We start from the raw sequence: 12,361 nt of genomic DNA, 5'->3' as shown, positions 1-12,361 counted from the left end.
CGCGGGCCGGGTTCAATTCGGCCGCAGGCGCAGCAGCTTGCCGTCGGCCTCGTCGGTCAGTACGTAGAGCAATCCGTCGGGCCCCTGCTTCACGTCGCGGATGCGCGCGCGGCCCTCGGCCAGCAGCTTGTGTTCGGCGACCACCTTGCCGCCCTTCAGCTCGATGCGGTCGAGATACCCGAACTTGAGCGATCCGACGAACAGGTTGCCCTTCCAGGCCGCGCCGTAGCGGTCGCTGGTCAGGAACGCCATACCGGACGGCGCGATCGACGGCACCCAGTAGTGCAGCGGCTGCTCCATGCCTTCCTTGGCCGTGATGCCGTCGCCGATCTTGCCGCCGCCGTAGTTCTCGCCATAGGTGATGACGGGCCAGCCGTAGTTGCGGCCCGCCAATGGAATGTTGATCTCGTCGCCGCCCTGCGGGCCGTGCTCGGTCATCCAGAAGCGGCCGTCGGGCGCGAGCGTGGCGCCCTGCCCGTTGCGATGGCCGTAGCTCCATATCTCGGGCAGCGCGCCGGCCTTGCCGACGAAGGGGTTGTCCTTGGGCACCGTGCCGTCCTTGGCGATGCGCACGATCTTGCCCAGATGGTTGTCGAGCTTCTGCGCGTCTTCCTTGCGGCTGAAGCGGTCGCCGAGCGTCAGGAACAGCGTGCCGTCGCGGGCTTCGACGATGCGGCAGCCGAAGTGGTTGCGGCTCGCCACCTTGGGCTGCTGGCTGAAGATGACCTTCAGCTGCTCGAGGTTCGTACCGTCGGCCGACAGGTTGGCGCGGGCCAGCGCGGTGCTGTTGGCTGAGCCGCCGGCATCGGGTTCGGAGAAGCAGAAATACAGCGTGCGGTTCTTCTCGAAGCCGGAGTCGGCCAGCACGTCGAGCAAGCCGCCCTGGCCACCCGCCGCGATTGCAGGCAGGCCTCCGATGGGCGCGCCGATCTTGCCGTCGGCGCCGACCAACCGCAGGCGCCCCGGGCGCTCCGTCACCACGAAACGACCGCCCGGAAGGAAGGCGACGCCCCACGGGTTTTCGAGCCCGGTGGCCACCGTCTCGGGCCGCATCTGCGCCGCGGCGACACCGCAGAAACCGATTACCGTGACAAATGTCCAGCGACGAAGAGAGGCGGAAAGTGGCGTGTACGGCAAATTCATGGCTTTTCCGTGGAGTTGACGCGATCTTGGCGGGAAATAGCGACCGAATCCAGCAAGAGCATCGATCAACCCGAGGTCCAAGGGCCCTTTTGCGGTCAACCGTTTATGGGCCATAAACGTTCGCCGTTACATTTTTTCTTTGGCCGGATCGAAATTTTTTATGTAAATCAACGACTTACAGATGGATTCGCTAATTCTGTTTAAATTGACATAACCGCGCGTCATCAATATCCTACGCGCCATGCGTTTTTTCGTCCTACCCGCATCCCTCCTCTTTGCCGTTGCAGTACATGCAGCCCCCCAACAGGAAAAAACCGATGACGAGCTGGCACGAATGCTTGCCGACAAAGGTCTGATCGGACAACTCAAGCAGGTTCGTCAAACCGTCACCGAACGCACCTCCGACCTCGTGGTGACCGCCATCGGATTCCTCGGCGTTCCATACCGCCGCGGCGGCAACACCGCCGAATCGGGCTTCGATTGCAGCGGCTTCGTCCGCGCCATGTACAACCAGACGGTCGGCCACATGCTCCCCCGCCGCGCCGAAGAGCAGGCCGCCGCCACCGAGAAGATCGACCGCGACCAGCTCAAGCCCGGCGACCTCGTGTTCTTCAACACCATGCGCCGCGCCTTCAGCCATGTCGGCATCTACGTCGGCGAAGGCAAGTTCATCCACTCCCCCCGCTCCGGCGCCCAGGTTCGCGTGGAAGACATGAACGGCAGCTACTGGCAGCGCCGCTTCGACGGCGCCCGCCGCGTGGTCGGCGGACCGGCAGACGAAGTGAAGGCGGCAGCCGTCGCCAACAGCGGCAACTGAGCCCCGCTCCCCGAATCAAGGACGAAAAAAATCCCGCCTCGGCGGGATTTTTTATGGGCGCCCGATCGATCGATCGACAGGCGCCCTTGGGTTCGGCTTGCTCTTCAGCTCTTCTTCTGCGGCGGCAGGTCCGTGCAGGTGCCGTGAGCCACTTCCGCCGCCATGCCGATGCTTTCGCCCAGCGTCGGGTGCGGGTGGATGGTCTTGCCGATGTCGATCTCGTCCGCACCCATCTCGATGGCCAGCGCGATCTCGCCCAGCATGTCGCCTGCGTGCGTGCCGACGATGCCGCCGCCCAGGATGCGATGCGTCTCGGCATCGAACAGCAGCTTGGTGAAGCCCTCGTCGCGGCCGTTGGCGATGGCGCGGCCCGAGGCGGTCCACGGGAAGTGGCCCTTCTTGACCTTGATGCCTTCGGCCTTCGCCTGGTCTTCGGTCAGGCCGACCCACGCCACTTCGGGGTCGGTATAGGCCACGCTCGGAATCACGCGGGCGTTGAAGGCCGCGCTCGACAGCTCCTTGTCACCCTTCAGCTCGCCGGCAATGACTTCGGCCGCCACGTGCGCCTCGTGCACCGCCTTGTGCGCCAGCATGGGCTGGCCCACGATGTCGCCGATGGCGAAGATGTGCGGCACGTTGGTGCGCATCTGGATGTCGACCGGAATGAAACCGCGGTCGCTCACCGTGACTCCAGCCTTCTCGGCGCCGATCTTCTTGCCGTTGGGGCTGCGGCCCACGGCCTGCAGCACCAGGTCGTACACCTGCGGCTCCTTGGGTGCGTTCTCGCCCTCGAAGGTGACCTTGATGCCTTCCTTCGTGGCTTCGGCGCCGACCGTCTTGGTCTTGAGCATGATGTTGTCGAAGCGCGGCGCGTTCATCTTCTGCCAGACCTTCACGAGGTCGCGGTCCGCGCCCTGCATCAGGCCGTCGAGCATTTCGACCACGTCCAGGCGGGCGCCCAGCGTGGAGTACACGGTGCCCATTTCGAGGCCGATGATGCCGCCGCCGAGGATCAGCATGCGCTTGGGATCGGTGCCCATTTCCAGCGCGCCGGTCGAGTCGACGATGCGCGGGTCCTTCGGCATGAAGGGCAGGCTCACCGACTGCGAACCCGCCGCGATGATCGCGCTGCGGAACTTCACGGTCTGCTTGCTGCCCGTGGTGTCCCAGCTGGTGCCGGAGGTTTCCTCGACCTCGATGTGGTTCGGGTCGATGAAGTTGCCGACGCCGCGCAGCACCGTCACCTTGCGCATCTTGGCCATGGCCGTGAGGCCGCTGGTGAGCTTGCCCACCACCTTGTTCTTGTGGCCGAGCAGCTTGGCGCGATCGACCGTCGGGCTGCCGAAGCTCACGCCGAGGTCAGCGAAGTGCTTGACCTCGTCCATCACGGAAGCCACGTGCAGCAGCGCCTTCGACGGGATGCAGCCGACATTCAGGCACACGCCGCCGAGGGTGGCGTAGCGCTCGATCAGCACGACCTTCAGGCCGAGGTCGGCCGCGCGGAAGGCGGCCGAGTAGCCGCCGGGGCCGGCGCCGAGCACGATCACGTCGCATTCGACATCGACCTTGCCGCCGTAGCTGGACACGGCCACGGCCGGCGCGGCGGGGGCCGGCGCGGGAGCAGCCTTGGGCGCCGGGGCGGCAGCCGCGGGGGCAGGTGCCGCCGCCGCGGGAGCGGGCGCAGCAGCGGCGCCATCGACTTCCAGCGTCAGCACCACCGAGCCTTCCTTGACCTTGTCGCCCACCTTCACCGCGAGCGCCTTCACCACGCCGGCGGCGGACGACGGGATTTCCATCGAGGCCTTGTCCGATTCGACCGTGATCAGCGACTGCTCGGCCTTGACCGTGTCTCCGACGTTGACCAGCACCTCGATCACTGCCACTTCGTCGAAGTCGCCGATGTCGGGCACCTTGATTTGTTGTTCGCTCATTTGGACACTTTCAGTTTGAGTGTGAGAACGTCGACCGGTGGGGCCGAATTGCGATCGAATTCGCAAGCGGCGGCGATGCCCGCCTCCGCCACGTCGCGCGACGTGCGCGACTTGATGTCATAGGCCGCGTGCATGGCGCCGAGCGCAAAGCTGCGTCCCGAGCCGATGGCCCAGAACTCCTTGAACTCGAACACCTCGCGGTAGCTGTAGATGCCGTAGATGCCGCTCTGGTTGGCCATCAGCATCGTGAACTGGCTCGACTCGTAGGGCTCGTGCTCGTCTTCCTTGGTCTGCATGAAGAACGAGTCCTTCAGCACCGGATGCAGCATCGTGAAGGTGCGGAAGATCTCGTGCTTGCTGCCGAACATCAGCTGCTCGCGCGGCTGCGCGGCCAGCGCGTGCTGCAGCACCAGGAAGTGCGCCGCGGCGCCGGCCACGGCGAACAGGCTCTGCCCCGCCGCGTCCTCGACGGTGAAGATCTTCTGGTTCGCCTCGGCGCGGTGCGAGAGCCGCGTGTCGCCGAAGGTCACCAGAGAATCGGCTGCCATCGTGACCTGGCCGCCCTTTCGGACGGCCACTACGGTGGTCATAGCAGGATTCGACGGTAGTCCGCGAGCACTTGCCCCAGGTAGGCGTTGAAACGCGCAGCCAGGGCGCCGTCGATCACGCGGTGGTCGTACGACAGCGACATCGGCAGCGTGAGACGCGGCACGAACTGCTTGCCGTCCCACACCGGCTTCATCGCGCTCTTCGAGAGGCCGAGGATGGCCACTTCGGGGGCGTTGATGATGGGCGTGAAGTGCGTGCCGCCGATGCCGCCGAGCGAACTGATCGAGAAACAGCCGCCCTGCATGTCGGCCGAACCGAGCTTGCCGTCGCGCGCCTTCTTGGCGAGCTCGCCCATCTCCGCGCTGATCTGCAGGATGCCCTTCTTGTCGGCATCCTTCAGCACCGGCACCACGAGGCCGTTGGGCGTGTCGGCCGCGAAGCCGATGTGGTAGTACTGCTTGTAGACGAGCTGGTCGCCGTCCAGGCTGGTGTTGAACTCGGGGAATTTCTTCAGCGCCGCGACCACCGCCTTGATGACGAAGGCCAGCATCGTCACCTTGACGCCCGACTTCTCGTTCTCCTTGTTGGTGGAGACGCGGAAGGCTTCGAGCTCGGTGATGTCGGCCTCGTCGTTGTTGGTGACGTGCGGAATCATCACCCAGTTGCGGTGCAGGTTCGCGCCGCTGAGCTTCTTGATGCGCGACAGGTCCTTGCGCTCGACCGAGCCGAACTTGGTGAAGTCGACCTTGGGCCATGGGATGAGGCCCAGCGCCGCGCCGTCGGCGCCGCCACCGGCCGGCGCCTTGGCCGCCGAGGCCTTGGTGCTGGCCTGGCCGCTCATCACGGCCCTGGTGAAGCTCTGGATGTCTTCCTGCGTGATGCGACCCTTGGGACCGGAGCCCTTGACCTCCTCGAGCGGCACGCCGAGTTCGCGGGCGAACTTGCGCACCGAAGGCGAGGCGTGCGGCAGGTTGCCGGTGGGCGCGACCGTCGGGTTGTGGGCGGGAGCTGCGGCGGCGGGTGCCGGCGCCGCGGCGGCCGGAGCAGGAGCGCTTGCAGTGGCGGCTGCCGGAGTGGCGGCCGCGGCCTGCGCGGGTGCCGGCGCCGGGGCGGCTGCGGCCGTACCGGTTGCGCCTTCGAGCACGGCGATCAGGTCACCGATGTTGACCGTGTCGCCCACCTTGACCTTGAGTTCCTTGAGCACGCCGGCGGCCGACGACGGAATCTCCATCGAGGCCTTGTCCGACTCGACCGTGATCAGCGACTGCTCGGCCTTGATGGAATCGCCCACCTTCACGAGCACTTCGATGACGGCGACGTCCTTGAAGTCGCCGATGTCCGGCACCTTGACCTCGACCGGACCCGAAGCCGCCGGGGCTGCAGCAGGAGCCGGTGCGGGCGCTGCCGCGGCAGGCGCGGCTGCAGCAGCGGGAGCCGCCGCGGGCGCGGGGGCCGGCGCTGCCGCGGCACCCGCTCCTTCGGCCTCGAGCACGAGGACCACCGAGCCCTCCTTCACCTTGCTGCCGACCTCGACCTTCAGTTCCTTGACCACACCGGCGGTCGACGACGGGATTTCCATCGACGCCTTGTCCGATTCGACCGTGATGAGCGACTGCTCGGCCTTCACCGTGTCGCCCACCTTCACGAGCACCTCGATCACCGCGACTTCATCGAAATCGCCGATGTCCGGCACCTTCACTTCCACTGCTGCCATATCGTTGTCTCCCGCCGTCAGGCGCCGTTCGTTCGTTGGTTGGTTGTTGATTGGGGATCAGGCGTAGAGCGGGTTGACCTTGTCGACGTTGATGCCGTACTTCTTGATCGCTTCCACCACCTTGGCCACCGGCACGGTGCCGTCTTCGCTCAGCGCCTTGAGCGCAGCCACCACGATGTAGTGGCGGTTGACCTCGAAGTGCTCGCGCAGCTTGTTGCGGAAATCGCTGCGGCCGAAGCCGTCGGTGCCCAGCACCTTGTAGTTGCGGCCCTTCGGGATGAAGGGGCGGATCTGCTCGGCGTAGGCCTTCATGTAGTCGGTCGATGCGACCACCGGGCCGGTGGTGGCGCCGAGCTGCTCGGCCACGAAGGGCACGCGCGGCGTCTGATCGGGGTGCAGCAGGTTCCAGCGGTCGGCGTCCTGGCCGTCGCGGGTGAGCTCGTTGAAGCTCGGGCAGCTCCACACGGAAGCCGACACGCCCCAGTCCTTCTCGAGCAGTTCCTGCGCGGCAAAGCTTTCGCGCAGGATGGTGCCGCTGCCCAGCAGTTGCACGGTGGGCGCCTTGGCCTTGAGCGCGGGGCCCTGCTTCGACAGGTACATGCCCTTGATGATCTGCTCTTCGGTGCCGGGCTGGAGGCCGGGCATCGCGTAGTTCTCGTTGAGCAGCGTCAGGTAGTAGTAGACGTTGTCCTGCTTCTCGACCATGCGCTTCAGGCCGTGGTGCAGGATCACGCCGACTTCGTGCGCGAAGGTCGGGTCGTAGCTCACGCAGTTCGGGATGGTGTTGGCCAGGATGTGGCTGTGGCCGTCTTCGTGCTGCAGACCTTCGCCGTTCAGCGTGGTGCGGCCCGAGGTGCCGCCCAGCAGGAAGCCGCGCGCCTGCATGTCGCCGGCAGCCCATGCCAGGTCGCCGATGCGCTGGAAGCCGAACATCGAGTAGTACACGTAGAACGGCACCATGATGCGGTTGTTCGTGCTGTACGACGTGGCCGCCGCGATCCAGCTCGACATGCCGCCGGCCTCGTTGATGCCTTCCTGCAGGATCTGGCCGGCCTTGTCTTCCTTGTAGTACATGACCTGGTCCTTGTCGACCGGGGTGTACTGCTGACCGTGCGGGTTGTAGATGCCGATCTGGCGGAACAGGCCTTCCATGCCGAAGGTGCGCGCCTCGTCCACGAGGATCGGCACGACGCGCGGGCCCAGCGCCTTGTCGCGCAGCAACTGCGTGAGGAAGCGCACGTAAGCCTGCGTGGTCGAGATCTCGCGGCCCTCGGCCGTGGGCTCCATCACCGCCTTGAAGGTGTCGAGCGACGGCACCGTGAAGCTCTCTTCGGCCTTGACGCGGCGGTGGGGCAGGTAGCCGCCCAGTGCCTTGCGGCGCTCGTGCAGGTAGCGCATTTCCGGCGTGTCGTCGGCCGGCTTGTAGAACGGCAGGTCCGCAATCTGGCTGTCGGGAATCGGGATGTTGAAGCGGTCGCGGAAGGCCTTGATGTCCTCGTCGCCGAGCTTCTTGGTCTGGTGGACCGTGTTCTTGCCCTCGCCGATCTTGCCCATGCCGAAGCCCTTGACGGTCTTCACGAGCAGGACGGTCGGCTGGCCCTTGTGGTTCTGGGCCGAGTGGAAGGCGGCGTACACCTTCTGCGAGTCGTGGCCGCCGCGCTGGAGGTTCCAGATCTCGTCGTCGGTCATGTGCTCGACCATCTTCAGCGTGCGCGGGTCGCGGCCGAAGAAGTTCTTGCGGACGTAGGCACCGTCGTTGGCCTTGAACGACTGGTAGTCGCCGTCGTTGCACTCCATCATGATCTTGCGCAGGGCACCGTCGTGGTCCTTCTCGAGCAGGGCGTCCCAGCCCTTGCCCCAGACGAGCTTGACGACGTTCCAGTTGGCGCCGCGGAACTCGCCTTCGAGCTCCTGGATGATCTTGCCGTTGCCGCGCACCGGGCCGTCCAGGCGCTGCAGGTTGCAGTTGATGACGAAGATCAGGTTGTCGAGGTTCTCGCGTGCGGCGAGGCCGATGGCGCCCAGCGATTCGACCTCGTCCATTTCACCGTCGCCGCAGAACACCCACACCTTGCGGTTCTCGGTGTTGGCGATGCCGCGTGCGTGCAGGTACTTGAGGAAGCGGGCCTGGTAGATCGCCATCAGCGGGCCCAGGCCCATCGAGACGGTCGGGAACTGCCAGAACTCGGGCATCAGCTTGGGGTGGGGGTAGCTGGAGAGACCCTTGCCGTCGACTTCCTGGCGGAAGTTGAGCAGCTGTTCTTCGGAGAGGCGGCCTTCGAGGTAGGCGCGGGCGTAGATGCCGGGAGAGACGTGGCCCTGGATGTAGAGCAGGTCGCCGCCGTGGTTCTCGCTCTCGGCGTGCCAGAAGTGGTTGAAGCCGGCGCCGAACATGCTGGCCAGCGAGGCGAAGGAGCCGATGTGGCCGCCCAGGTCGCCGCCTTCGGCGGGATGGTGGCGGTTGGCCTTGACCACCATGGCCATCGCGTTCCAGCGCATGTAGGCGCGCAGGCGCTGTTCGATCTCGAGGTTGCCGGGGCTGCGGGCTTCCTGCGAGGGCTCGATGGTGTTGACGTAGCCGGTGTTGGCCGAGAACGGCATGTCGACCGTGTTCTGGCGGGCATGTTCGAGCAACTGCTCGAGAAGGAAGTGAGCCCGCTCAGGCCCCTCGCTCTGGATGACGGAAGACAGTGCATCCATCCATTCACGGGTCTCCTGGGCGTCCGCGTCGTTTGCGGCCGAGCCGAACAGGTTCTCGGGATTTGCCGACATGCTTGTGTCTCCTTTTAGGGCTGTGGCAGTAATTTAAGTGCGCTCTGCAGCGAACGCGGCGGAGTTTCGCATAGAAACATCGCAATTTCAAATAGTGCTCATTGATTTTTTAATGTGAAATTTCTAAGGCAACCAAGCCGCGGGCAAGGGTCCGTGCGAGGCCTGCAACCCTAGGGGCAAGCCTAGAATCCGCCCATGCCTCTCTCCTCCCCGCTGGCGGTTGCCCGCAGTGCCGTGAACGCCTCGCCGCTGTCCTGGTGGCGCAGGTGGTGGCGACGCCAGACCCCGGTGCTGCAGGACGCAGTCGCCATGCTCGCGCCGATGGCGGCCGTGCTGCTGTTTCTTGCCGCCATCGTTTCCGCCTTCTGGTATCTGCGCACCGAGGAAGTCGAGCGCGAGCAGGAGTCGGTGCGCCGCGACGTCGAGTACGCGCAGCAGCGCATGCGGCTGCGGTTGCTCGAGCGCCAGGAGCAGCTGATGCGCATCGCGCGCGACGCCTCCAACCGCGAGATCGACCCCATCGAATTCACCAGCCGCGCAGAGTCGCTGGTGAGCCAGTTCCCCGAGCTGCAGACCATCACCTGGATCGACGACCGCCGCCGCTTCAAGGCCGGCTATGCCGCGCCCAGCGTGCACCCGGCGCAGCAGCACCTGATCGGCGACGTGCTGCGCCCCGGCGACATCGAGAGCAACTACGCGCTGGCACGAGAGCTGCGCCAACCGGTGTTTTCGCAACCGGTGGCCGGGGGCGACCCGCCGGCGATGCTGCAGTTGCACATCCCCCTCTTCGACCAGGGCCTGTTCGCAGGCGTGGTGCTGGGAGAGTTCTCGGTCGACGGACTGCTGCGCTACGGCATGCCCTCCGAGGTGCAGGCGCGCTACGCGGTGTCGCTGCTCGACGCCAAGGGCCATGTGATCGCCGGCAACACCACCAACCTGAAGGAAAGCGGCACGCGCCTGCTGCCCTGGACCGAGCGCACCAACGAATACGAAGTGCCGGTGTCCCCCGTCGGCAATGCGCTGGTGCTGCGGGCGCAGGCCTACCGCACCTCGCAGGGCGTGGTCGGCAACGGGCTCTTCTGGCTGGTCTGCGCGCTCAGCGTGCTCACGAGCTGGATGCTGATCGGCACCTGGCGCCACACGCGTCGCCGGCTGCAGGCGCAGCAGCGGCTGGTGGCCGAAACCAACTTCCGCCGTGCGATGGAGAACTCCATGCTCACCGGCATGCGCGTACTCGACCTGCAGGGGCGCATCACCTACGTCAACGCCGCCTTCTGCGCGATGACGGGCTGGAGCGAAGAAGAACTGGTCGGCCAGTCGCCGCCCTTCCCCTACTGGCTCGAATCCGACCGCGAGGTGATGAACGAGCGGCTGGAAGAAGAACTGCACGGCCGCGCCCTGCCCGGCGGCTTCCAGGTGCGGGTGAAGCGCAAGAACGGCAGCGTGTTCAACGCCCGCCTCTACGTATCGCCGCTGATCGACGCGCGCGGCCACCAGACCGGCTGGATGACGTCGATGACCGACATCACGGAACCCACGCGCATCCGCGAACAGCTCTCGGCCTCGTACGAGCGCTTCACCACCGTGCTGGAGGCACTCGACGCGGCAGTGTCCGTCGCCCCCATCGGCAGCGAGGAACTGCTGTTCGCCAACAAGCTCTACCGCCTGTGGTTCGGCTCCGACACCGTGGGCCACCTGGGGATGGTCGCGCAGGCGGGCGTGCCGGCGTCGAATGCGCACGACGAAGGCCTGGACGACGTGGACCCGTATGCCGGCCTGCCGATCGACACGCTCACCGCCGCGCAGACCGCCAACAATGAGATCTTCGTGCCCCACCTCGGCAAGTGGCTGGAAGTGCGCTCGCGCTACCTGACCTGGGTGGACGGCCGCCTCGCTCAGTTGGTGATCGCCACCGACATCACGCCGCGCCGCGACGCCGAGGAACAGGCCGCCGCGCAGGCCGACAAGGCCCAGGCCGCCAGCCGCCTCATCACCATGGGCGAGATGGCCTCCAGCGTGGCGCACGAGCTCAACCAGCCGCTGACCGCGATCACCAACTACTGCAACGGGATGATGTCGCGCATCAAGGGCCAGTCGATCGACAACGACGCCCTGCTCGCCGCGCTCGAGAAAACCTCGAAGCAGGCGCAGCGCGCGGGCCAGATCATCCAGCGCATCCGCTCCTTCGTGAAGCGCAGCGAGCCCAACCGCACGCCGGCCGATGTGGCCACGATGGTGAGCGAGGCGGTCGAGCTCGCCGGCATCGAGCTGCGCCGGCGCAACGTGCGCCTGAACCACTACGTGGCCGCGCGGCTGCCGGTGGTGCGCGTCGACCCGATCCTCATCGAGCAGGTGATGGTCAACCTGCTGAAGAACGCGGCCGAATCCATCGACCTCGCCGACCGCCCGCTGGCGCGCCGCAGCGTCGAGCTGCGGGTGCTGCCGAAGGTGATCGAAGGTCACAACGCCATCGAGTTCTCGGTGCAGGACACGGGCAAGGGCCTCGCCCCGGAAGTGATGGATCGGCTCTACGAAGCCTTCTTCTCCACCAAGCCCGAGGGCATGGGCATCGGCCTGAATCTGTGCCGCACCATCGTCGAGTCGCACCGCGGCCGGATGCAGGCGGAGAACATCTACAATGGCCCGGATGTGATCGGATGCCGTTTTTCCTTCTGGATTCCGGTGTTGGACGCTATCAGTTCCGTAGCTAGCGACGAGGCAAAGGTACCTGCATGAGTTTGATTCCGAAGAAGGGCACGGTCTATGTCGTCGACGACGACGAAGCCGTACGCGATTCGCTGCAATGGCTGCTCGAAGGCAAGGACTACAGAGTCCGCTGTTTCGATTCCGCCGAATCCTTTCTCTCCCGATACGACCCGCGTGAAGTCGCCTGTCTGATCGTCGACATCCGCATGTCGGGCATGACCGGCCTCGAACTGCAGGACCGGCTGATCGAACGGCGTTCCCCGCTACCCATCGTGGTCATCACCGGCCACGGCGACGTGCCGATGGCCGTCGACAGCATGAAGAAGGGCGCGATGGATTTCATCCAGAAGCCCTTCAACGACGAAGAGCTCGTCACGCTGGTCGAGCGCATGCTTGAACACGCGCGCGGCGCCTTCACCCAGCACCAGCAATCGGCCAGCCGCGACGCGCTGCTGTCCAAGCTCACCGGCCGCGAGGCACAGGTGCTCGAGCGCATCGTTGCCGGCCGCCTGAACAAGCAGATCGCCGACGACCTGGGCATCAGCATCAAGACGGTCGAGGCGCACCGCGCCAACATCATGGAAAAGCTCAACGCCAACACCGTGGCCGATCTGCTCAAGATCGCGCTGGGGCAGGCGGCGCCAGCGGCCAAGGCCTAGAAACAGCTATCCGCCCGATAGCGATGAATGACTCCCACGCCTGCGCAAGCGGGCGTTTTTACTTGGAAAA

At 65.7% G+C, this 12,361-nt stretch carries 8 protein-coding genes; 3 read left to right on the top strand and 5 right to left on the bottom strand.

The features are described 5' to 3' along the window. Positions 1–12: 12 nt before the first annotated feature. Positions 13–1,143 (bottom strand): PQQ-dependent sugar dehydrogenase, encoded by a 1,131-nt coding sequence (locus SFB74_RS13810; RefSeq protein WP_432731361.1) that lies wholly within the window; start codon positions 1,141–1,143, stop codon positions 13–15. A 241-nt stretch (positions 1,144–1,384) separates the two neighbouring features. Here SFB74_RS13810 and SFB74_RS13805 point away from each other — a divergent pair, with 241 nt between their 5' ends. Continuing rightward, the gene (locus SFB74_RS13805; RefSeq protein WP_432731360.1) at positions 1,385–1,960 is read left to right on the top strand and encodes a C40 family peptidase; all 576 of its coding nucleotides are present in this window, start codon (positions 1,385–1,387) and stop codon (positions 1,958–1,960) included. A 104-nt stretch (positions 1,961–2,064) separates the two neighbouring features. Here the strand turns inward: SFB74_RS13805 and lpdA are convergent, their stop codons facing one another. Genes lpdA through aceE form a run of 4 tightly spaced genes read right to left on the bottom strand, consistent with a single transcriptional unit; the run spans position 2,065 to position 8,926 of the window. Beyond that, positions 2,065–3,891 (bottom strand): dihydrolipoyl dehydrogenase, encoded by a 1,827-nt coding sequence (gene lpdA, locus SFB74_RS13800; protein ID WP_432731359.1) that lies wholly within the window; start codon positions 3,889–3,891, stop codon positions 2,065–2,067. Further along, positions 3,888–4,481 (bottom strand): MFS transporter, encoded by a 594-nt coding sequence (locus tag SFB74_RS13795; protein WP_093201627.1) that lies wholly within the window; start codon positions 4,479–4,481, stop codon positions 3,888–3,890. The genes lpdA and SFB74_RS13795 overlap by 4 nt, the downstream gene beginning before the upstream one ends. Further along, positions 4,478–6,154 carry a dihydrolipoyllysine-residue acetyltransferase gene (gene aceF / locus SFB74_RS13790; protein WP_432731358.1) on the bottom strand — a complete coding sequence of 559 codons (1,677 nt, stop codon included), beginning with the start codon at positions 6,152–6,154 and terminating at the stop codon, positions 4,478–4,480. Before aceF ends, SFB74_RS13795 begins: the two co-directional genes overlap by 4 nt. A gap of 57 nt (positions 6,155–6,211) precedes the next feature. Next, positions 6,212–8,926: a pyruvate dehydrogenase (acetyl-transferring), homodimeric type gene (gene aceE / locus SFB74_RS13785; RefSeq protein WP_432731357.1), complete on the bottom strand. Its 2,715-nt coding sequence runs from the start codon at positions 8,924–8,926 to the stop codon at positions 6,212–6,214. A gap of 195 nt (positions 8,927–9,121) precedes the next feature. Between aceE and SFB74_RS13780 the strand changes: the two genes are divergently transcribed. After that, positions 9,122–11,662, top strand: a complete 2,541-nt coding sequence (locus SFB74_RS13780) for a PAS domain-containing sensor histidine kinase (RefSeq protein ID WP_432731356.1) — start codon at positions 9,122–9,124, stop codon at positions 11,660–11,662. Continuing rightward, positions 11,659–12,291, top strand: a complete 633-nt coding sequence (locus SFB74_RS13775) for a response regulator transcription factor (protein WP_295978116.1) — start codon at positions 11,659–11,661, stop codon at positions 12,289–12,291. Before SFB74_RS13780 ends, SFB74_RS13775 begins: the two co-directional genes overlap by 4 nt. The last annotated feature ends 70 nt before the right edge of the window (positions 12,292–12,361 follow it).

The sequence above is a fragment of the Variovorax xiamenensis genome (assembly GCF_050916385.1).
In the GTDB taxonomy this organism is placed as follows: Bacteria; Pseudomonadota; Gammaproteobacteria; order Burkholderiales; family Burkholderiaceae_C; genus Variovorax.
The sequence above is the reverse complement of the archived record's forward strand: the minus strand, read 5'-3'. Positions and strand labels throughout refer to the sequence as shown.

Excerpts from the sequence above, each read along its gene's own strand:
- SFB74_RS13810 (WP_432731361.1), bottom strand. The coding sequence starts at position 1,143 with ATGAATTTGCCGTACACGCCACTTTCCGCCTCTCTTCGTCGCTGGACA.
- SFB74_RS13805 (WP_432731360.1), top strand. The coding sequence starts at position 1,385 with ATGCGTTTTTTCGTCCTACCCGCATCCCTCCTCTTTGCCGTTGCAGTA.
- lpdA (WP_432731359.1), bottom strand. The coding sequence starts at position 3,891 with ATGAGCGAACAACAAATCAAGGTGCCCGACATCGGCGACTTCGACGAA.
- SFB74_RS13795 (WP_093201627.1), bottom strand. The coding sequence starts at position 4,481 with ATGACCACCGTAGTGGCCGTCCGAAAGGGCGGCCAGGTCACGATGGCA.
- aceF (WP_432731358.1), bottom strand. The coding sequence starts at position 6,154 with ATGGCAGCAGTGGAAGTGAAGGTGCCGGACATCGGCGATTTCGATGAA.
- aceE (WP_432731357.1), bottom strand. The coding sequence starts at position 8,926 with ATGTCGGCAAATCCCGAGAACCTGTTCGGCTCGGCCGCAAACGACGCG.
- SFB74_RS13780 (WP_432731356.1), top strand. The coding sequence starts at position 9,122 with ATGCCTCTCTCCTCCCCGCTGGCGGTTGCCCGCAGTGCCGTGAACGCC.
- SFB74_RS13775 (WP_295978116.1), top strand. The coding sequence starts at position 11,659 with ATGAGTTTGATTCCGAAGAAGGGCACGGTCTATGTCGTCGACGACGAC.